This window comes from Streptomyces sp. NPDC001070, assembly GCF_053598835.1.
Map to the genome: position 1 here is coordinate 18,713 of NZ_JBSFLB010000052.1, position 20,776 is coordinate 39,488.

At 72.1% G+C, this 20,776-nt stretch carries 16 protein-coding genes and 1 pseudogene; 10 read left to right on the top strand and 7 right to left on the bottom strand.

The annotated features are described in order from the left end of the window. The first annotated feature begins 366 nt into the window (after positions 1-366). Both radA and disA read left to right on the top strand, forming a co-directional pair. Positions 367-1,752 (top strand): DNA repair protein RadA, encoded by a 1,386-nt coding sequence (gene radA / locus ACWDAS_RS38530; RefSeq protein ID WP_450400284.1) that lies wholly within the window; start codon positions 367-369, stop codon positions 1,750-1,752. A gap of 66 nt (positions 1,753-1,818) precedes the next feature. Then, positions 1,819-2,949, top strand: coding sequence for a DNA integrity scanning diadenylate cyclase DisA (gene disA, locus ACWDAS_RS38535; RefSeq protein WP_450400286.1), 1,131 nt, complete (start codon positions 1,819-1,821; stop codon positions 2,947-2,949). Positions 2,950-3,003: 54 nt separating this feature from the next. On the opposite strand, the gene ACWDAS_RS38540 is transcribed toward disA, so the two are convergent. Next, positions 3,004-3,843 carry a hypothetical protein gene (locus ACWDAS_RS38540; RefSeq protein WP_450400288.1) on the bottom strand — a complete coding sequence of 280 codons (840 nt, stop codon included), beginning with the start codon at positions 3,841-3,843 and terminating at the stop codon, positions 3,004-3,006. Positions 3,844-4,005: 162 nt separating this feature from the next. On the opposite strand from ACWDAS_RS38540, the gene ACWDAS_RS38545 reads away from it, so the two are divergent. The 5 genes from ACWDAS_RS38545 to ACWDAS_RS38565 all read left to right on the top strand — a co-directional run bounded on the left by ACWDAS_RS38545 (position 4,006) and on the right by ACWDAS_RS38565 (position 8,257). Further along, complete coding sequence (locus tag ACWDAS_RS38545; protein WP_450400290.1) at positions 4,006-4,896, top strand: A/G-specific adenine glycosylase; 891 nt, start codon at positions 4,006-4,008, stop codon at positions 4,894-4,896. 144 nt (positions 4,897-5,040) lie between these two features. After that, positions 5,041-5,610 (top strand): SigE family RNA polymerase sigma factor, encoded by a 570-nt coding sequence (locus ACWDAS_RS38550; protein WP_450400291.1) that lies wholly within the window; start codon positions 5,041-5,043, stop codon positions 5,608-5,610. Further along, the gene (locus ACWDAS_RS38555; protein WP_450400293.1) at positions 5,595-6,299 is read left to right on the top strand and encodes a hypothetical protein; all 705 of its coding nucleotides are present in this window, start codon (positions 5,595-5,597) and stop codon (positions 6,297-6,299) included. The genes ACWDAS_RS38550 and ACWDAS_RS38555 overlap by 16 nt, the downstream gene beginning before the upstream one ends. Beyond that, positions 6,292-6,975: a two-component system response regulator CseB gene (gene cseB, locus ACWDAS_RS38560; protein WP_450400295.1), complete on the top strand. Its 684-nt coding sequence runs from the start codon at positions 6,292-6,294 to the stop codon at positions 6,973-6,975. The genes ACWDAS_RS38555 and cseB overlap by 8 nt, the downstream gene beginning before the upstream one ends. Positions 6,976-6,979: 4 nt before the next feature. Continuing rightward, entirely contained in the window at positions 6,980-8,257 is a 1,278-nt protein-coding gene (locus tag ACWDAS_RS38565; RefSeq protein ID WP_450400297.1) for a sensor histidine kinase, read from the top strand. Positions 8,258-8,271: 14 nt separating this feature from the next. On the opposite strand, the gene ACWDAS_RS38570 is transcribed toward ACWDAS_RS38565, so the two are convergent. From ACWDAS_RS38570 to ACWDAS_RS38580, 3 genes are all read right to left on the bottom strand, one after another. Then, positions 8,272-8,736 carry a VOC family protein gene (locus ACWDAS_RS38570; protein ID WP_450400299.1) on the bottom strand — a complete coding sequence of 155 codons (465 nt, stop codon included), beginning with the start codon at positions 8,734-8,736 and terminating at the stop codon, positions 8,272-8,274. Between the two features lie 55 nt (positions 8,737-8,791). Continuing rightward, positions 8,792-9,235: a helix-turn-helix transcriptional regulator gene (locus ACWDAS_RS38575; RefSeq protein ID WP_450400300.1), complete on the bottom strand. Its 444-nt coding sequence runs from the start codon at positions 9,233-9,235 to the stop codon at positions 8,792-8,794. Between the two features lie 80 nt (positions 9,236-9,315). Beyond that, a complete protein-coding gene (locus tag ACWDAS_RS38580) occupies positions 9,316-10,860 on the bottom strand; it encodes an MDR family MFS transporter (RefSeq protein WP_450400302.1) in 1,545 nt (514 codons plus the stop codon). A 124-nt stretch (positions 10,861-10,984) separates the two neighbouring features. On the opposite strand from ACWDAS_RS38580, the gene ACWDAS_RS38585 reads away from it, so the two are divergent. Then, positions 10,985-11,569 (top strand): TetR/AcrR family transcriptional regulator, encoded by a 585-nt coding sequence (locus tag ACWDAS_RS38585; RefSeq protein ID WP_450400303.1) that lies wholly within the window; start codon positions 10,985-10,987, stop codon positions 11,567-11,569. On the opposite strand, the gene ACWDAS_RS38590 is transcribed toward ACWDAS_RS38585, so the two are convergent. Next, entirely contained in the window at positions 11,551-12,270 is a 720-nt protein-coding gene (locus ACWDAS_RS38590; protein WP_450400305.1) for a M23 family metallopeptidase, read from the bottom strand. The genes ACWDAS_RS38585 and ACWDAS_RS38590 overlap by 19 nt on opposite strands. Before the next feature lie 359 nt (positions 12,271-12,629). Between ACWDAS_RS38590 and ACWDAS_RS38595 the strand changes: the two genes are divergently transcribed. Beyond that, on the top strand, positions 12,630-15,362 hold the full coding sequence (locus ACWDAS_RS38595) for an NACHT domain-containing protein (RefSeq protein ID WP_450400307.1): 2,733 nt from the start codon (positions 12,630-12,632) through the stop codon (positions 15,360-15,362). Here ACWDAS_RS38595 and ACWDAS_RS38600 read toward each other — a convergent pair. Then, the gene (locus ACWDAS_RS38600; RefSeq protein WP_450400309.1) at positions 15,350-17,110 is read right to left on the bottom strand and encodes a ricin-type beta-trefoil lectin domain protein; all 1,761 of its coding nucleotides are present in this window, start codon (positions 17,108-17,110) and stop codon (positions 15,350-15,352) included. The two genes, ACWDAS_RS38595 and ACWDAS_RS38600, sit on opposite strands and share 13 nt — an antisense overlap. 333 nt (positions 17,111-17,443) lie before the next feature. Beyond that, positions 17,444-19,960, bottom strand: a complete 2,517-nt coding sequence (locus ACWDAS_RS38605) for an ATP-dependent Clp protease ATP-binding subunit (RefSeq protein ID WP_450400311.1) — start codon at positions 19,958-19,960, stop codon at positions 17,444-17,446. A gap of 432 nt (positions 19,961-20,392) precedes the next feature. Between ACWDAS_RS38605 and ACWDAS_RS38610 the strand changes: the two are divergent. Continuing rightward, positions 20,393-20,776 (top strand): annotated as a pseudogene (locus ACWDAS_RS38610) (hypothetical protein); the annotation flags it as partial.

A 20,776-nucleotide genomic window follows, 5' to 3' on the forward strand; every position in this document is an offset into this window, starting at 1 on the left:
CCGGCCGCGCCCCCCTTGGCGGCCCCGCGCACGGCACCGTCCCCGGTGGCGGCCCGTCCGCCCTCCGGCCCACACGGACCGCCGAGCAGCCGTGCGGCGCGGCCCGGGCGGGGAAGCGGGCCCGGACGCCATGTGGCCGCCACCCGGCCGGGCGGCGTCCTCACGGCGGAAGGCCGGGGCCGGCCCGGGCCACGGCCCGGGCGGCACCGCGCGGGGAGGATCCGGCGGACGGCCCGCCACGTCGCCCGCCAAGGCCGTACCCAGGCGGTTCGCGACCGGCCGCACATGACCCGCCGTTCCGGTCGGGAGAGCAGGCCCAGGGCGCTCGGCGCCGCGTTGTCGGTGGCACCCGATACCGTGCAGCGCATGGCTGCCCGTACTCGCCCCGCTTCCAAGGACCGCCCGTCGTACCGCTGCACGGAGTGCGGCTGGACGACGGCCAAGTGGCTCGGCCGCTGCGGCGAGTGCCAGGCCTGGGGGACGGTCGAGGAGTACGGCGCGGCGCCGGTGCGGACGACCGCGGCGGGCCGGGTGACCTCCCCCGCGAAGCCGATCGGGCAGGTGGACGGGCGGCAGGCCACCGCGCGCGGGACGGGGGTGCCCGAGCTGGACCGCGTCCTGGGCGGCGGGCTGGTGCCCGGGGCCGTGGTGCTGCTCGCCGGTGAGCCCGGCGTGGGCAAGTCGACGCTCCTGCTGGACGTGGCGGCCAAGGCGGCCGGCCCGCAGGCCCGGACGCTGTACGTGACCGGCGAGGAGTCCGCGTCGCAGGTGCGGCTGCGCGCCGACCGGATCGGCGCGCTCTCCGATCATCTCTTCCTGGCCGCCGAGACGGATCTGTCCGCCGTCCTCGGCCACCTCGACGACGTCAAGCCTGCCCTGCTCGTCCTGGACTCGGTGCAGACCGTCGCCTCGCCCGAGATCGACGGCGCCCCCGGCGGCATGGCCCAGGTGCGCGAGGTCGCGGGCGCGCTGATCCGCGCTTCCAAGGAGCGCGGCATGTCCACGCTCCTCGTCGGCCACGTCACCAAGGACGGCGCCATCGCCGGTCCCCGGCTGCTGGAGCACCTGGTGGACGTCGTGCTGCACTTCGAGGGCGACCGCCACGCGCGCCTGCGCCTGATCCGGGGCGTCAAGAACCGATACGGCGCAACCGACGAGGTCGGCTGCTTCGAACTGCACGACGAGGGCATCACGGGGCTGGCCGACCCGTCCGGGCTGTTCCTGACCCGCCGCGACGAACCCGTCCCCGGCACGTGCCTGACCGTCACCCTGGAGGGCAAGCGCCCGCTCGTCGCCGAGGTGCAGGCACTGACCGTCGACACCCAGATCCCCTCCCCGCGCCGTACGACCTCCGGCCTGGAGAACTCGCGGGTGTCGATGATGCTGGCGGTGCTGGAGCAGCGGGGCCGGATCCGGTCGATCGGCAAGCAGGACATCTACACCGCGACCGTGGGCGGCGTGAAGCTCGGGGAGCCGGCCGCCGACCTCGCCGTGGCCCTCGCCCTCGCCAGCGCGGCCATCGACACGCCGCTGCCGAAGAACCTGGTCGCGGTGGGTGAGGTGGGCCTCGCGGGCGAGGTCAGGAGGGTCACCGGGGTGCAGCGCAGGCTCGCCGAGGCGGCACGGCTGGGCTTCACCCACGCCCTGGTGCCGCCGGACCCGGGGAAGATCCCGGCGGGGATGAAGGTGACGGAGGTGACGGACATAGGGGACGCCTTGCGCGTCCTGCCCAAGAGGGCCCCACGTCCCTGACCCTTCCGACGGTAAACTTTGCCCTGGTCTCGCCCATCCGGGCATCCGTACGACCGGAGGAGAGCAGTGGCAGCCAACGACCGGGCGGCAGCTCCCGGCAAAGCCTGGAGTCGCGAGGGCTCCGGCGGTGACGGCCTGATGCGCGCCTCCCTGAGCGCCGTGGCCCCCGGCACCGGCCTCCGGGACGGCCTCGAGCGGGTTCTGCGCGGCAACACCGGCGGCCTCATCGTGCTGGGCATGGACAAGACCGTCGAGTCGCTGTGCACCGGCGGTTTCGTGCTGGATGTCGAGTTCAGCGCCACCCGGCTGCGCGAGCTGTGCAAGCTCGACGGCGCACTCATCCTCGACCGGGACATCACCAAGATCGTGCGGGCCGGTGTCCAGCTGGTGCCGGACGCGGCGATCCCCACCGAGGAGACCGGCACCCGGCACCGCACCGCGCAGCGGGTCTCCATCCAGACCGGCTTCCCGGTCGTCTCCGTCAGCCAGTCGATGCGGCTGATCGCCCTGTACGTGGGCGGGCAGCGCCGCGTGCTGGAGGACTCGGCGGCCATCCTGTCCCGCGCCAACCAGGCGCTGGCCACCCTGGAGCGCTACAAGCTGCGCCTGGACGAGGTGGCGGGCACGCTCTCCGCCCTGGAGATCGAGGACCTGGTCACCGTCCGGGACGTCACGGCGGTCGCGCAGCGCCTGGAGATGGTGCGCCGGATCGCCACCGAGATCGCGGAGTACGTGGTCGAACTGGGCACCGACGGCCGGCTGCTCTCCCTGCAGCTGGACGAGCTGATCGCGGGCGTGGAGCCCGAGCGCGAGCTGGTCGTCCGCGACTACGTGCCGGAGCCCACCGCCAAGCGCAGCCGCACGGTCGCCGAGGCGCTCACCGAGCTGGACTCGCTGCCCCAGGGCGAGCTGCTCGAACTCCCCACCGTGGCAAGGGCGCTGGGCTACGCGGGTTCCCCGGAGGCGCTGGACTCGGCGGTCTCGCCGCGCGGGTACCGGCTGCTGGCGAAGGTGCCGCGGCTGCCGAACACGATCGTGGAGCGGCTGGTCGAGCACTTCGGCGGGCTGCAGAAGCTGCTCGCCGCGAGCGTGGACGACCTGCAGACGGTGGACGGCGTCGGCGAGGCCCGGGCCCGCTCGGTCCGCGAGGGGCTGTCGCGCCTCGCGGAGTCCTCGATCCTGGAGCGCTACGTCTGAGACCCCGCCGGCCGGCGAGGGCGCCCGCCGGGGGCCGGACGGTCTCGCCGGGCTCTAGACGTTCTTGAGGACGAAGGACGTCTGCTTGGCGGAGCGGCCGGGGAACTTCAGCTCGAGCAGATAGGTGCCGTACGGAGCTGTCCGCCCCTTGGGTGTGGCGCACTGCGGGGAGCTGGTCCTGCGGTCCCAGTCGACGTAGTACGAGGTCGAACTGTTCGCCGGGACCTGCAGCAGGTAGGGGGCCCGGCTCTGCGGGCAGTCGTCGCTGGCCCACACGTGGTGGTCGTTGACATCGGTGATGGTGAGGACCGCGGAGTCCGGGCCGAAGTCCAGCTTGCAGGCGGTGGCCGAGGAGTTGGTCGCGGTCACCGCGAACCGGGGCCGCTCGCCCGACTCGTAGGAGTTGTCGATGCTGCGCACGCTCAGCGAGACGCCCGGGCCGCAGTCCGGCAGCGAGGAACCTGCCGGCAACTGCCCGCCACCACTGCCGCCCGCGCCACCCGTGCCTCCGGCGCCCGACGCGCCGGCGTCCGTGCCGCCGTCGCCGGTCGCGCCGTCGGTGGTCCCGGCGTCGGCGCCCTGCGAACTGCCCTCCGTGGCACCGGAGTCGCCACTGCCGCCGCCGTCCGAGGCGTCACCGCCGTCGCCACCGCCGCCGACCGAGCCGCCCGGACGGGAGCTGTTGAGCGGGCCGCTCGCGGACGGGCCGGGGGTGATGGAGGGCGCGGGCGACCGGCCGTCGGGGCCGTTGGCGCTGTTCCCGCCGCCACCGCCGGAGTTGACGGACCATACGACCAGGACGGTGAGCAGGGCGACCAGGAGCAGCACAACCGCCCGTCGCCGCCAGTAGATGGAGGACGGGAGAGGTCCCACGGGATTGCGCAGAGAGCCCACGCGCAAACCTTATGCGGTTTCCCTTGAATCGGACCAAGGCACGCGCGGCACGCAGGCAACTTGTGTGATTGATCAGCAGATCTCCCTTCCGTTCCGGGGACCCCCCTCACCCCTTCGCGGTCCCCGCCGCTACGTCCCCGGGGACGTAGGATCGGAGACGCTATGAGCGACGACCGCGACGACCGCCACCTGCTGCACGCCCCCGTGATCGACTGGTTCGACGACAACGCCCGGGATCTGCCGTGGCGCCGCCCCGAGGCGGGCGCGTGGGGCGTCATGGTCAGTGAGTTCATGCTGCAGCAGACCCCGGTCAGCCGGGTCCTGCCGGTGTACGAGCAGTGGCTGGAGCGCTGGCCCACGCCGGCCGCGCTCGCGGCGCAGCCCTCCGGCGAGGCGGTGCGCGCCTGGGGCCGGCTCGGCTATCCGCGCCGGGCGCTGCGGCTGCACGCCGCGGCGACCGCGATCTCCCAGCTGCACGGCGGTGAAGTGCCCACGGACCACGCCGAGTTGCTGGCCCTGCCCGGGGTCGGCGAGTACACGGCCGCCGCCGTCGCCTCCTTCGCGTACGGGCAGCGGCACGCGGTGCTGGACACCAATGTGCGCCGGGTCTTCGCCCGTGCCGTGAGCGGTGTGGAGTACCCGCCGAACGCCACGACCGCCGCCGAGCGCCGGATCGCCCACCGGATGCTCCCCGCCGACGAGGCCACCGCCGCGCGCTGGGCGGCCGCCACGATGGAGCTGGGTGCCCTGATCTGCACGGCCCGCGGCCCCGAGTGCGCCCGCTGCCCGATCGCCGACCGGTGCGCCTGGCGGCTGGCGGGCTCCCCCGCGCACGACGGGCCGCCCCGCCGCGGCCAGACGTACGCCGGCACCGACCGCCAGGTGCGCGGCAGGCTCCTGGCCGTGCTGCGCGAGGCGACCTCGCCCGTGCCGCAGGCCGCGCTGGACGCCGTGTGGCACGAGCCCGTCCAGCGCGCCCGGGCCCTGGACGGACTGGTCGCCGACGGTCTGGTGGAGCCCCTCGAGGACGGTCTGTACCGGTTGCCGGGCTGATGCGCCGTCATACCCGATCGGCGCAGTCGTTACACAACCGATGGGTGGCTGTGGGTTCGCCGTGCGGCGGTGGTCGCGAAAGCCGTACATCCGCTCCGTAGCGTCGGCCGCGTCGTAATAAAGCGCGCCGGACGGAGGGACGCCATGGCGGCGAACGCCCAGGGGACAGCCCAGGTGATGGACTTCGAGGAGTACGTGCGGAGCCGCCAGGAGGCCCTGCTGCGCAGCGCGCGCCGGCTGGTCCCGGACCCGATCGACGCCCAGGACCTCCTGCAGACCGCGCTCGCCCGCACCTATCCGCGCTGGGCCGACATCGCCGACAAGAACCTCGCCGACGCCTACATGCGCCGGGTGATGATCAACACCCGTACCGAGTGGTGGCGCGCCCGCCGGCTGGAGGAGGTGCCGACCCCCGAACTGCCGGAGGGGTCCGTCGACGACGGCGCCGAGCAGCGCGCCGACCGGGCGATGCTGCACGAGGCGCTCGGAGTGCTGGCCCCCAAGCAGCGCCAGGTGGTGCTGCTGCGCCACTACCGGCAGCTCAGCACGGAGGAGACGGCGCACGCGCTGGGCATGTCGGTGGGTACCGTGAAGAGCACTCTGCACCGGGCGCTGGCGCGGCTGCGCGCCGAGCTCGAGCGGCAGAGCAACGGATACGGAGGGCCCGCGGAGCCCGCGACGGGCAGGACGGAGGGCGTGTGCGCCGCAGCGTAGTCCCGGTAGGTGCCGCTGCCGCCGCGGTCGCGGTGTGCGGGGCGCTCGTCGCCGTGACGAGCTGCCGCGACACGGGCGGTGTGCGCGAGGAGGGCACCGCCGCAGTCTCCTCCGCCGCCGTCCCGTCACCCTCGGTGTCACCTCCGGTCCCGGACGCCCACACCGTGGGTGCCGGCCGGTCCGCGGACCCGCGGGCCGCGCAGAGCATGGGCCCGGCGGACGTGGTGCGCCTGGTGAAGGACGACCCGAAGGTGGCCCGGGACATCCGGGACAGCCTGGTGGCCTGCGCCGCTCCGTCGAGGAGCGCCGTGGTCCGCCCGGAGGCCACCGTGGAGCCGTACCCGGTGGACCGCCGCTCCGGGCGGCTGACCGGGACGGACGGCACGGACCTGGTGGTCAACGTCTCGACCTGCGCCGACAGCGTGGGCATCGGGAGCTACGTGTACCGCCGCGTGCACGGCAGGTACGTCAATGTCTTCGCCGACGAGCAGCCCCCTGTCTTCGCCGAGATCAGCGCCGGCAGCCTGAAGGTGACCCACCAGGTGTACGAGCCGCAGGACGCGGTCTCCAATCCCTCCGGCGAGGACGTGACCACGTACCGGTGGAACGGCTCGCGCTTCGAGGAGGTCTCGTTCTCCCACCGCGACTACGAGACGAAAGACGACACCCGGGGCGGCTCGCATGGCTGAGACGCACGTGCTGTTCGTCGAGGACGACGACGTCATCCGCGAGGCGACGACCCTGGCGCTGGAGCGCGACGGCTTCCACGTGACGGCCGTACCGGACGGCCTGGCCGGGCTGGAGGCGTTCCGGGCCCGGCAGCCCGATCTGGCGCTGCTGGACGTGATGGTGCCGGGCCTGGACGGGGTGAGCCTGTGCCGGCGCATCCGGGACGAGTCGACGGTCCCGGTGATCATGCTCTCGGCGCGGGCCGACGCGATCGACGTCGTACTGGGCCTGGAGGCGGGCGCCGACGACTATGTGACCAAGCCCTTCGACGGCGCCGTGCTGACCGCCCGGATGCGGGCGGTGCTGCGGCGCTTCCGCGTGGCGGCGGCCGGCGAGCCGCCGACCGGGACCGGGGTGCTGACCTTCGGCGATCTGGAGGTGGACCCGGAGGGCATGGAGGTGCGCCGCGGCGGTGAGCGGCTGGCGCTGACGCCGACGGAGATGCGGCTGCTGCTGGAGTTCTCGGCCGCGCCGGGGACGGTGCTGTCCCGGGACCGGTTGCTGGAGCGGGTCTGGGACTACGACTGGGGCGGCGACACCCGGGTGGTGGACGTCCACGTGCAGCGGCTGCGGGCGAAGATCGGGCAGGAGCGCATCGAGACGGTGCGCGGCTTCGGCTACAAGCTCAGGGGCTGAGGCGGTGACCGCACGTCCCGCGGGTTCCGCGGCGAGGAGGACCCGGCCGCTGCCGAAGATCGGGCTGCGCTGGAAGGTCTGCGTGGCGATCGCCGTGGTGTCGGCCCTGGTCGCCCTCGTGCTGAGCCTGGTGGTGCACAACGCGGCCCGGGCCAGCATGATCGACAACTCCCGCGATGTGCAGAACGAGCGGGTGCAGTTCGCCCAGCGCATCTACGAGTCCACCGGCCGGCTCACCATCGACGCCCGGCTCGACGACCCGGATCTGCCGGAGCCGCTCAAGCGCCTGGCCCGCGCGGGCAAGCGGGCCACCTATGTCTCCGACGCCGGCGGCGCGCCCGTGGTGTGGGCGGAGACGCCGCTGGCGGACGGCAAGATCCTGTCGCTGAAGACCGCCTTCACCGACCGCTTCTCGGTCCTGGAGGACCTGGACCAGGCACTGGTCATCGGCTCGACGGCGGTCGTCGCGGGCGGCACGGCGCTGGGCGTGCTCATCGGCGGGCAGCTCTCCCGGCGGCTGCGCAAGGCGGCCGAGGCGGCGGGCCGGGTGGCCGACGGGGAGACGAACGTACGGGTGCGCGACGCGATCGGCGGCCGGGTCCGGGACGAGACGGACGAGCTGGCGCGTGCCGTGGACGCCATGGCCGACGCGCTGGCCGGCCGGCTGGAGGCGGAGCGCCGGGTCACCGCCGACATCGCCCACGAGCTGCGCACACCGGTGACGGGTCTGGTCACCGCGGCCGAGCTGCTGCCGCCGGGGCGTCCCTCCGAGCTGGTCAGGGACCGTTCGCAGGCGCTGCGCACCCTGGTCGAGGACGTCCTGGAGGTCGCGCGGCTGGACGGCGCCGCCGAGCAGGCCGACCTCCAGGACGTCGCGCTGGGCGACTTCGTGCGGCGCCGGGTCGCGGCGGCGGCGCCCACCGCGGCCGTCACCGTCCGCGGCGACGCCGTCGTCCGCACCGACCCGCGCCGCTTGGAGCGGATCCTGGGGAATCTGCTGGCGAACGCCGCACGGCACGGCCGGCCGCCCATCGAGGTGACCGTCGACGGCCCCTATGTGGAGGTCCGCGACCACGGCCCGGGCTTCCCGGAGGACCTGCTGCGCGAGGGGCCCAGCCGCTTCCGCACGGGCAGCAGCGACCGGGCCGGCAGCGGCCACGGCCTGGGGCTGACCATCGCCACCGGCCAGACCCGCGTCCTCGGCGCCCGCCTCACCTTCCGCAACGTGCCAGAGGAGGAGGGCGGCGGCGCGGTCGCGCGGCTGCTGCTGCCCCGCGAGTAGCGGGAGCCGGGGGATCAGCCCTCGGCCGATTCCTCCGCGCAGCCGTCCCACGGCTTGCTCAGGTCGAGTCCGCCTTCCCGGCGCTGGGTCAGGCTGAACCAGTTGCCGGAGTCGTCGCGCATGATCGCCTCCGTGCCGTAGGGGCGCTCCTGGGGCTCCTGGAGGAAGACCACGCCCTTGCCCTTGAGCTCCGCGTACGTGGCGTGGATGTCGTCGGTGCGGAGCACCCCCGCGCCGAGGACGCCCTTGGCGACCAGCGACTTCAGCTGCTCGGCCGACTCCGGGTCGAGAGCCGGCGGGCCCGGCACCATCAGGGTGACCTCGATGTCGGGCTGGTCCTTGGGGCCGACCGTCAGCCAGCGCATCTCGCCCATGCTCATGTCCGTGCGGACCTCGAAGCCGAGCTTGTCGGTGTAGAACTCCTTGGCGCGCTCCTGGTCCTGCACCCAGACGGTGACGATGGAAATGCCGGTGATCATGGCCTGCTCCTGGTGGGGTGACGTGCTTTCCCCTCCACGCTAGACAGGCGCGGTCTCAGGGCGCTTCTCCGGAATTGCTGTCCTGGCCCGCGGTCTCTACCTTGCGGAAACCGCCGGCCCAGAAGAGGGCGTAGCAGCCGGGGATGAGCGCGGCGCCCCGGTGCAGATGCGTGCGCCGGTACTCGATCGGGGTGAGTCCGGTCTGCTGCTTGAAGCGGCTGGAGAAGGTCCCCAGGCTGGAGAAGCCGACGAGGTCGCAGATCTCGGTGACGGCGAGGTCGGCCGTGCGGAGCATCTCCGCCGCGCGCTCTATGCGCCGGCGGCTCAGGTACTGGCCGGGGGTCTCCCCGTAGACCGCCTTGAAGGAGCGCACGAAGTGGTAGCGGGAGTAGCCGGCGTGCGCGGCGACCGCGTCCAGGTCCAGCGGCTGGGCCCAGTCGCGGTCCATCGCGTCCTTGGCCAGCCGCAGCCGGCGCAGGAGGGGCAGGTTCTCCGCCATACGGACGATGCTCGCACGCGGGTCGGACAACGACCCCCGTGCGAGCATCGGCAGCGGGTGTGACGGGTGGGCCGGGCGGCTCAGACCGCCTCGACCGCGGCGACCGCCTCTTCCGTGGAGGGCACCTTGGGCGCCGAGCGCAGCGGGATCTCCTTGACGAAGAAGGCCAGCAGGAAGCCGACGACGCTGACCGCGGCGCCCCACAGGAAGACGTGGTGCGTGCCGGTGGCCACGGCGTGGAGGTAGGCGTCCTTCACGGGCGCCGGCAGCTTGGCCAGGCCCGCCGGGTCCAGCTGCGCGGAGCCGGACGTCGCACCCGCGGCGGCGTCACCGAGGCGGTTCGTCATGGTGTTCTGCACCTGGTGGGTGAAGATCGCGCCGAAGAGGGCGACGCCGAAGGAGCCGCCGATCGTCCGGAAGAGGGTGGAGGACGAGGAGCCGACGCCCATGTCCTTCATCTCGACGCTGTTCTGCGCGATCAGCATCGTGATCTGCATCAGGAAGCCCATGCCCGCGCCGAGCACGGCCATCCACGCACCGGAGACGAAGCGGGTGGTGCCGGTGTCCATCGTCGACAGCAGGTAGAGGCCGACGGTCATCAGGCCGCCGCCGACGATCGGGAAGATCTTGTACTTGCCGGTCTGGGTGGTGATCCGGCCGGCGATCAGCGAGACGACCATCATCGCCAGCAGCAGGGGCAGCAGCAGCAGGCCGGAGTTGGTCGCAGAGGCGCCCTGGACGGTCTGCTGGTACAGCGGCAGGAAGGTCATCGCGCCGAACATCACGAAGCCGACCAGGAAGCCGATCACAGAGATCAGCGAGAAGTTGCGGCTGTGGAAGATGTGCAGCGGGATGACGGGCTCCGCGACGCGGGTCTCCACGTAGAGGAAGGCGGCCAGCGCGGCGACGCCGAGCACCAGCAGGCCCAGGATCTGCGGCGAACCCCACTCGTACTGGTTGCCGCCCCAGGTGGTGAGCAGGACCAGCGAGGTGATGCCGATGGTGAGCAGAACCGTGCCGAAGTAGTCGATGCTGGTCTTGATCTGCTTCTTCGGCAGGTGCAGCACCGCAGAGATCATGAACAGGGCGACCACGCCGAGCGGCAGGTTGATGTAGAAGCTCCAGCGCCAGCCCCAGTTGTCGGTGATGTAGCCGCCGACGAGCGGGCCGCCGATCATGGCGACCGCCATGACACCGGCCATCATGCCCTGGTACTTGCCGCGCTCCCGCGGCGGGATCAGGTCACCGATGATCGCCATGACACCGACGATCAGACCACCGGCGCCCAGGCCCTGCACGGCGCGGAAGGCGATCAGCTGGCCCATGTCCTGCGCCATGCCGGACAGCGCCGATCCGATCAGGAAGATCACGATCGACGACATGAAGATGCCCTTGCGGCCGTACAGGTCGCCGAGCTTGCCCCAGACGGGCGTCGATGCGGCGGTGGCGAGCGTGTACGCGGTGACCACCCAGGACAGGTGCTCCAGGCCGCCCAGCTCTCCCACGATGGTGGGCATCGCAGTGCCGATGATCATGTTGTCGAGCATCGCGAGCAGCATCGCGATCATGAGCCCGAACAACACCACGCGCACACTGCGCTGCGGGGTCTCGGCGGTGTCCGCCATCACAAGCTCCCCTACTTGTTCCATGCTTGTCTTCAGTTGCTTACCTGCCGCCCGGCTAGTTGCCCGGGGCATCCTGACAGTAGGCGGCTTACTAGCCGGGCGTCAAGTAAGTTAAAGTTCGCTCATGGCAACGCCCCACGCACGCAGAGGTGATACGCGACGCCGGATCCAGGACGTCGCGCTGTCGCTCTTCGCCGAGCAGGGATACGAGAAGACGTCCCTGCGCGAGATCGCCGAGCACCTGGACGTGACCAAAGCGGCGTTGTACTACCACTTCAAGACCAAGGAGGACATCCTCGACAGCATCGTCGAGGACCTGGCCTCACCGGTCGACGAGCTGATCGCCTGGGCCCGGGAGCAGCCGCGCACCCTGGAGACCAAGCGCGAGGTGCTGCGCCGCTACGCCGACGCCCTGTGGAGCGCCGGCCCGCTCTTCCGCTTCGTCCAGGAGAACCAGGCCACCGTCCGCGATCTCAAGATCGGCGAGACCTTCAAGTCCAAGCTGCTCACCCTGCACGCGCTGCTGAGGGATCCCGACGCGCCGCTGATCGACCAGGTCCGCTCGATCACCGCGGTCTTCGCGATGCACGCGGGGATGTTCACCATGCAGAACCTCGAGGGCGACCCCGAGGAGAAGCGTGCCGCCATCCTCGAGGTCGCCCAGGAGTTGATCGCCCAGACCTACCGGGGTCAGACCGAGACGCCGTGAGCCCGGAGGTAGGGCAGCGGGTTCACGGACGAGCCGTAGTACGGGGTCTTGCGGATCTCGAAGTGCAGGTGGGGACCGGTGCTGTTGCCCGTGTTGCCGGACAGCGCGATCTGCTGGCCCTCGCCGACGTGCTGGCCGACGCGCACCTGGAGCTTGGACAGGTGGCCGTACTGCGAGTACATGCCGTTGGCGTGGCGGATCACGATGTTGTTGCCGTAGGCACCGCCCCAGCCCGCCTCGACCACGGTGCCGCGGTTCACCGCGTGCACCTTGGTGCCGATGGCGACGGCGAAGTCCTGGCCGGAGTGCTTGTGGGCCCATCGGGCGCCGTTCTGCGCGTAGCCGGCCGACAGGACGTACTTCTTCACCGGGGCCATCCAGCCGCTGTTGCCGCGGGCCTGCCGCTGGGGCGCGCTCTTCTTGGACTGCGCCAGGTGGTTCCGGTGCTTCCAGTGCAGGCCGGCGCCCACGTGACGGTCGGCCTTCACCGCCTGGGCGGCGCGGTGCTGCACGTCGGCCTGCGCCCGGGTGACATCCGCCAGCTTCCCGGCAGCGCCGAGGCCCAGCAGACTCGGACCCTGCGTCTCCGCCATGGCCGTCCCTGCCGCGCCGAGCGCCAGCGACGCGCAGACGCCGGCGGTCACGACGACACCACGGCCACGGCCACGGAAGACGGAGTTCGAGATCTTGGGCATCTGCATTCGGAATTACCTCGCGGAAATAGCCGGACAAGAACATTGCGACGCGTTGGCCGCGATCCCTTGGTAACCCGACATTCCGCGCCCGGACAAACCCCCTCGTCTACTACCGGATTTCGTGGAACATCCCGCCCGAACGCCGCTTCCCCGCTTCCCGCAACGCGCCCGGCCACTAAGGTGATTCGTACGTGGCCCAGGTCACGTGGGTCACGTCACCGGCCCCGGGACCAAAGGGAATTACCCTTCGGGACCTAGGTCCCGTGGTCCGGGTCACAGGAAAAGGGATTCCGGAAGCCCGGGGAACAGGCGAAGCACGCGGAAAAGGAAAACCGCACATCCGCACTACGGGGGGGAGCAGGAACGTGGATCCTTCGGCCGTCGGCGTCCGGCTGGCATCAGCCGTCGCCGGACCGCTGGTCAAGAGGCTCTTCGTGGCCGAGGGCCCCGGCGCCGGCCTCGTCGACCGGCCGGTCCGCCTCTCCGGCTACGTGTCCTTCAGGGGCGAGAAGCGCACCCTCACCGACGCCGATCTGCGCACCCTGGCCGCCGGGCTCGTACGTCAGGCGCTGCGCGCCGGGGAGCGCCCCGTCGGCGCCGACGAGGAGACCGCCGTCGCGGACGCCCTCGCGGCCTCGCTGCGGGCCCTCGGGGACCTCGACCTCACCGACCTGCAGGCCGTCCGGCTCGGCCACACCGCCTTCGCCCGCGCGCTGCGCCGTGCGGCGGGTTCCCCCGAGCGGGAGCTCAGCGCCGACGGCAGCCACTTCCACGAACGGCTGCTCGACACGGCCTGCCTGCACATCCTGCACTTCTTCACCCAGCGCTCGACCTTCGTCGCCGCGACCCTCGTCGACCAGAGCCGGGCGCTGGGCGACCTGACCGCCCGCGTCGACGAGCTCATCGCCCGCAATCCGCTGCCGGGCGGCGAGGACGCGGCCTTCGAGCGGCGCTATCTGCCGTACGTGGAGAAGAAGTACGGGCGGCTCACGATCCACGGCCTGGACCTCGCCGACACGCCCGACCGGTGGCCGCTGGACACGGCGTATCTGAGCCTGGAGGCGGCGCCGTCCGCCGGGCCCGCCGGCGACGGGCCGGAGGGGTTCCCGGGTCCTCGTCCCGCCGACCGGGCACTCTCCGCCCACGAGCGCGTCCTGCTGCGCGGCGAGGCCGGTTCCGGCAAGACCACGCTCGTCCAGTGGCTCGCGATCGCCTGCGCGCGCCAGGGCGCGGACGACGGCATGGCGTACCTCGAGGACCGGATCCCCTTCGTCCTCCCGCTGCGCACCCTGACCCGCCACGGCGAGCGGCTGCCCGCGCCGCGCGACTTCCTCTCCGCCTCCGGCTGCCCGCTCGCCGGGTCCCAGCCGGCCGGCTGGGAGGCCCGGGTCCTGGCGGCGGGCCGCGGCCTGATCCTGGTCGACGGCATCGACGAGATCCCCGACGCCGAACGCCGCCGCACCCGGGCCTGGCTGCGCGACCTGCTCGACGCCCACCCCGGCAACCGCTGGCTGGTGACCTCGCGCCCCTCCGCCGTGCGGGAGGACTGGCTCGCCGAGGAGGGCTTCACCGAGCTGGCCCTGACCCCCATGGGCCCCGCCGACGTCGCCGCCTTCGTCCGGCGCTGGCACGCCGCCGCGGGGCCGGAGACGGCCGCGTACGGGGAGCCGCTGCTCACCGCGGTGCGCGCCAAGCCCGACCTGGGCCGGCTCGCCACCAACCCCCTCATGTGCGGGCTGATCTGCGCCCTCCACCGCGACCGCCGCGGCTACCTCCCGCAGGGCAGGAAGGAGCTGTACGCCGCCGCGCTGTCGATGCTGCTGGTCCGCCGGGACCGCGAACGGGACGTGGCAGCCGTGCCGCTGCGCGAGGAGTCGCAGATCGAACTGCTGCAGCGGCTGGCGCACTGGCTGATCCGCAACGGCCGCACCGAGATGGACCTCGACCGGGCCGAGTCCGTCATCGGCAGGGCGCTGCCCGCCGTCCCCGAGGCCGCCGCGCTCGGCGACGCCGCCGGCGTCCTCACGCACCTCCTCGAACGCAGCGGGGTGCTGCGCCGGCCCGCGCCCGGCACGGTCGACTTCGTGCACCGCACCTTCCAGGACTACCTGGGCGCCCGCGCCGCCGTCGAGGAGGGGGACCTCGGGCTGCTCACCGGCCACGCCGCCGACGACCAGTGGGAGGACGTCCTGCTCATGGCGGTCGCACTCGCCAGGCCGCGCGAGCGCGTCACGATCCTCCAGGACCTCCTCGACCGCGGCGACCGCGCCGCTGACCGGCGCACCCGGGCGCGGCTCCACCTGCTCGCCGCCGCCTGCCTGGAGCACGCCCCCGCCCTCGACCCGGCCGTGCGCGAGGCCGTGGAGCGGCGCGCCGCCGGCCTCGTCCCGCCCGTCGACGCGGCGGAGGCCCGTGCCCTGGCCGAGGCCGGGCCGCTCGTCCTGGACCTGCTCCCCGGCCCCGAAGGGCTCTCCGACGCCGACGCCCTCCACGTCGTCGTCACCGCCTGCCACCTGCCCTCGGACCGGGCAGTCGGCTACCTGGGCCGCTTCGCCGCGCACCGCTGCCTCCGGGTCCGCGCCCAGCTGATGTGGTCCTGGCACCGTTTCGACTGCGTCCCGTACGCGGAGGAGGTCATCGCCCGCCTCGATCCGGACGGCCTGGACTTCACCGTCCGGACCTCCGGCCAGCTCCGCGAACTGCGCCGGCTCGGACTGCGGCCCACGCGCCTGGACCTGCGGGGCGACCTGCCCGTGGACGAACTGGCCGGGTACGTCTCCGGGCTCGCCCTCACCGAGGTCAGGGTGAAGGACTGCGCGCTGCGCGATCTGCGCTTCCTGGCCGGTCAGAGCGGTCTGCGCAAGCTCGCGCTCCTCGGCCCCGGTGTGCCCGCCGACTGGGGGTCGCTCGGCGGGCTGCCCGCGCTGAGGGAGCTGGTGCTGGCCGCCCCGGCCGACGGCCGGTTCGACGTGTCACCGCTCGCCGGCCACCCGGGACCGCTGACCGTGCGGATCCCGCTGCCGGCCGACCGTGTCGTCGGGGCCGACCGGCTGCCGGCGGGCGTGACGCTCGTGCCGGGACCGCCTCAGGGACCGTAACCGCCGCCCCAGTCCCCCCAGCCGCCCCAGCCCCCGCCGCCGGGCCCGTTCCCGTCCCCGCCTCCGTCGTAGTACCGGTCGCAGGGGAGCTCGCTCGGCGACGGGGAGCCCGTGGCCGAAGGGGTCGGGGTCGGGCTCGCGGAGGGGAGTGCGGCCAGCCGGGTGGACTCGGCCGACAGCTCCGAGGTGCCGATGTACGCCACCGACTGGAAGCGGGGCGGGGCGATGGAGGTGTCGAAGGTCCAGCGCTGCACGGGCCGGCCGTCGCGGGGCTTGAGAACGATCGCCGCTCCCCCTTCGCGGCCCTCGGGGGCGACCGCGAGCTGCTGGTTCCAGCGGGGGATGAGGTCGCCGGTCAAGGTGAGGTCGTAGCGCACGTCCTCCGCGCCGGTGACGAAGGAGGACGTGCACAGGCCCAGTTCCAGCGCGGCGCCGCGGTGGGAGTTGAGGCAGTACGAGGGCTGGGCGACGCTTCGCATCAGGCCGTCCGGCTCGTACGACCAGAACTGCGTGGCGCCCGAGTCGCAGGCCGCGGTGGCGGCGTCGGTGCCCAGGACGGTCCGTCGGCCGGAGAGGTCGATGCACAGGTCGTTGTCGTTGTTGCGCAGACGGCCGCGCAACCCGCCGCTGGGAACGGGGTCGGCGGTGACCGTGCCCGAGCCCGGCGCCGTGTCCGAGGTGGTGACCGAGGCCGTGGCGGTGGGGGACGCCGAAGCCCCGGTGGGAAGCGCGCCGGAGGCACGGTCGTCGGTGCCGCCGTCGCCGGCGGTGAGGCCGATGACCAGTGCGGTCACCAGAACGCAGCCGCCGAGCCCCAGCAGGGTCGCGGTGAGCCGCCGGCGGCCGCCGCCCGCGGCCCGGCGCCTGCGGCCGCCGTGGCGCGGTCCCGAGGAACCGCCCCCGGCATCGGTGCCACGCGCCGCCCGGCGGGTGGGACGGGAGTCGAGGTAGCCCCGCGCCTCCCAGACCAGGACCGCCTCGGCGATCAGCGCGCCCAGCCGGTCCCCCGAGTGGTCGAGCTGCTCGGCCGCGTAACGGCAGTGGTCGCACCGGGCAATGTGGCGCTGCAGATCGGGTACGAGCCCGGCGCCCCCGCGGTGGATGGAGATGTCCAGCAGCCGGCTGAACTGCAGACAGGCCTCGTACGGCGCGAGATCGCGGTGCGCCTGGACGCACGCCTCGCGGAAACGGGTGCGGGCGAGCTCGAGCTGGGCCGCGGCCTTCTCCGGTTCGAGGCCGAGCAGACCGGCCGGGACGTCCAGCGGCTCAGCGTCGACCTCGGCGTGCCAGAGCAGGCAGCGGGCGGGCTCGGGCAGCCGCATGAAGGCCCGGAACGCCAGCCGGCGGTTCTCCGGTATCGCGAGGCGGGGGTCTGTCTGGTCGGGGCGGGGGCGCAGACGCCGGTGCAGCCAGGCACGCCTGCGGTCCTCGGCCCACTCCTCCGCGATCTTGTGGACGGTGATCAGCAGTTCGGGGCGCCAGGCGGCCGTGGGCCCGGTCAGCCGCAGGGTGTCGAGGAAGACCCGGGTGAACGCGGCCGACGCGAGGATCCCGGCGGCGTGGCCGGAGACCGTGCACAACTCGGCGTACTCGAAGACCGGCCGCCAATGGCGGGCCAGCAACTCTTCGAACGGCTGATGCGCGGCATTCTTTCCCGAGGAGTTTCCGATCTCCCCGGACAGGGCCTCGTCGGGGACGCCGAACAGTCTGCCGGGATGCGCGGAATTCGGATGGGGGGATTCCTTCAACGAGAGTTTCCTTCCGCGTTCGACCCGCCGGGAAAAGTACGAACCAATCCCCGGCGTGAGACGCAGCTACGTGGGGGGGAGGCGAGGCCGGCGCGCCGGTGGAGGGGCAAGGCGGCCTCTCCTCACTCTCGGCTGATCTAGTCGAATGCCTGCTGGAATGACGGCACGACACCGGCCATGGCACGGAGAAGGAAGGGTCCGTGCTGAACATCGCTCACCTTTCCACAAATGCGACCGGCGGAACAAGGGTGGCTTCATGGGGAACACAAAACGCGACCGACCCCGTCCGCACTAATGTGCGGACGGGGTCGGTCGGCGTTGGATTACTTGCGGTTACGCGTCCTTGCTGAGGTTCGGACCGCCGGCCGCCTCGACCGGCGGCGCGTCGGCGACGGCGACCTTCTCCTCACCGCGGAAGGTGAACTTGGTCTCCTCGCCCTCGCCCTCGGTGCCCACGACCACGATGTGACCGGTGCGCAGCTCGCCGAAGAGGATCTTCTCGGAGAGCACGTCCTCGATCTCGCGCTGAATCGTCCGGCGCAGCGGCCGGGCGCCCAGCACCGGGTCGTAGCCCTTCTTGGCGAGCAGCTTCTTGGCCTCGGGGCTGAGCTCGATGCCCATGTCCTTGTCCCTGAGGCGCTCGTCCACCCGGGCGATCATGAGGTCGACGATCTGAATGATGTCTTCCTCGCTGAGCTGGTGGAAGACCACGATGTCGTCCACACGGTTCAGGAACTCGGGGCGGAAGTGCTGCTTGAGCTCCTCGCCGACCTTGGCCTTCATCCGCTCGTACCCGGTCTTGACGTCACCCGCGGCCGCGAAGCCGAGGTTGAAGCCCTTGGAGATGTCCCGGGTGCCGAGGTTGGTGGTCATGATGATGACCGTGTTCTTGAAGTCCACGACCCGGCCCTGGGAGTCGGTCAGACGACCGTCCTCCAGGATCTGCAGCAGGCTGTTGAAGATGTCCGGGTGGGCCTTCTCGACCTCGTCGAAGAGGACGACCGAGAACGGCTTGCGGCGCACCTTCTCGGTGAGCTGGCCGCCCTCCTCGTAGCCGACGTATCCCGGCGGGGAGCCGAAGAGCCGCGAGACGGTGTGCTTCTCGCTGAACTCGGACATGTCGAGCTGGATCAGCGCGTCCTCGTCGCCGAAGAGGAACTCGGCGAGCGTCTTGGAGAGCTCGGTCTTACCCACGCCGGACGGGCCGGCGAAGATGAACGAGCCACCGGGGCGCTTGGGGTCCTTCAGACCGGCCCGCGTGCGGCGGATGGCCTGCGAGAGGGCCTTGATCGCGTCCTTCTGGCCGATGACGCGCTTGTGCAGCTCGTCCTCCATGCGCAGCAGACGCGAGGACTCCTCCTCGGTGAGCTTGAAGACCGGGATGCCCGTGGCGGTGGCCAGGACCTCGGCGATCAGCTCCTCGTCGACCTCGGCGACGACGTCCATGTCGCCGGCCTTCCACTCCTTCTCCCGCTTGGTCTTCGCGGAAAGCAGCTGCTTCTCCTTGTCGCGGAGAGAGGCGGCCTTCTCGAAGTCCTGGGAGTCGATCGCGGACTCCTTCTCCCGGCGCACGTCGGCGATCTTCTCGTCGAACTCGCGCAGGTCCGGCGGAGCGGTCATCCGGCGGATGCGCATCCGGGAACCGGCCTCGTCGATCAGGTCGATCGCCTTGTCCGGCAGGAAGCGGTCCGAGATGTAGCGGTCGGCGAGGGTCGCCGCGGCCACCAGGGCGGCGTCCGTGATGGACACGCGGTGGTGGGCCTCGTAGCGGTCCCGCAGGCCCTTGAGGATCTCGATGGTGTGCGGCAGCGACGGCTCCGCGACCTGGATCGGCTGGAAGCGGCGCTCCAGGGCCGCGTCCTTCTCCAGGTGCTTGCGGTACTCGTCGAGCGTGGTGGCGCCGATGGTCTGCAGCTCACCGCGGGCGAGCATCGGCTTGAGGATCGAGGCGGCGTCGATCGCGCCCTCGGCGGCGCCCGCACCCACCAGGGTGTGGAGCTCGTCGATGAACAGGATGATGTCGCCGCGGGTGCGGATCTCCTTGAGCACCTTCTTCAGGCGCTCCTCGAAGTCACCGCGGTAGCGGGAGCCCGCGACCAGGGCACCGAGGTCCAGGGTGTAGAGCTGCTTGTCCTTCAGCGTCTCCGGGACCTCGCCCTTGACGATCGCCTGGGCCAGGCCCTCGACGACGGCGGTCTTGCCGACGCCGGGCTCGCCGATGAGGACGGGGTTGTTCTTGGTGCGGCGCGACAGCACCTGCATCACGCGCTCGATCTCCTTCTCGCGCCCGATGACCGGGTCGAGCTTGGTCTCACGAGCCGCCTGAGTGAGGTTGCGGCCGAACTGGTCCAGGACGAGCGAGGTCGAGGGAGTGCCCTCGGCGGGACCGCCTGCCGTGGCGGCCTCCTTGCCCTGGTAGCCGGAGAGCAGCTGGATGACCTGCTGCCGCACCCGGTTCAGATCGGCGCCCAGCTTCACGAGGACCTGGGCGGCGACACCCTCGCCCTCGCGGATCAGGCCGAGCAGGATGTGCTCCGTGCCGATGTAGTTGTGGCCGAGCTGGAGGGCCTCGCGGAGCGACAGCTCCAGGACCTTCTTGGCCCGGGGGGTGAAGGGGATGTGACCGGACGGGGCCTGCTGGCCCTGGCCGATGATCTCCTCGACCTGCTGGCGGACCGCCTCGAGCGAAATCCCGAGGCTCTCCAGGGCCTTAGCGGCGACACCCTCACCCTCGTGGATAAGGCCCAGGAGGATGTGCTCGGTGCCGATGTAGTTGTGGTTGAGCATCCGGGCTTCTTCCTGAGCCAGGACGACAACCCGCCGCGCGCGGTCGGTGAACCTCTCGAACATCGTTAATCGCTCCTCAGAGCGGTCGGGCAGTTAGGGGCGTGTCCCCTCCCTGTCCTTCCGCATGCTAGTCCCGCACAGCGGGGCAGCTCACTTCAACCGTCGACACCTGGCGGGGTCGTTAACCCCCGCGCCGTCGACAACAGCTCCAACCCGATGGTGCGAGACGATGTTCCCGCAGGCCAGGCGGATAGCCCTTTATCCAGTACGCCGAGGGCGAACGCTCCACCTGTCCGACATGGCCGTCGTCCGTTCCCACTAGGTATTTCTTACCCGCCCGCACGGACAGTCCATGCCGGAAGCACGCCCACTGTCTGCTATAGGCGAACAGGCTTGCGTCCCGGGAATTCACGGAGAGTGACCAGCGGCCCCCCCCCGGGCACTCCCGGTGACACGCCGCGTAACCCGGGACCTCCCGGGACCGTTGCGCAGGACATGCAGGCCTCACGGGCCCCGATGGCCCTGGAACACGCGGACGCGCTCGACGTCCCCGCGGAGGCGGGGCACGAGGTGCTCGGCCGCTTCCCGGCACCCCGGACCGGGCCGGTCGCCCTGGCGGGGCACCGGATGCGGTTCTTCGTCGCGCCGGGCAGCGCCGAGGAGCTGCCCGGTCTGCTCGATTGGCTGGAGTGGAGCGGCATCCCGCTCGACCTGATCCCCCTGCGCGGGCGGGACGCCGCCTACGACGACGGCGCGCCGGCGTGGCTCCGGCCGCCCGGTCCGGCTTCGTCGGCGTCAACGGCCAGCACGTCGGCAGCGGCCGGGTCCTCACCGGCCCCTTCGACAGCCACGAGCAGGCCGTCAAGGAGTACGGCGGCC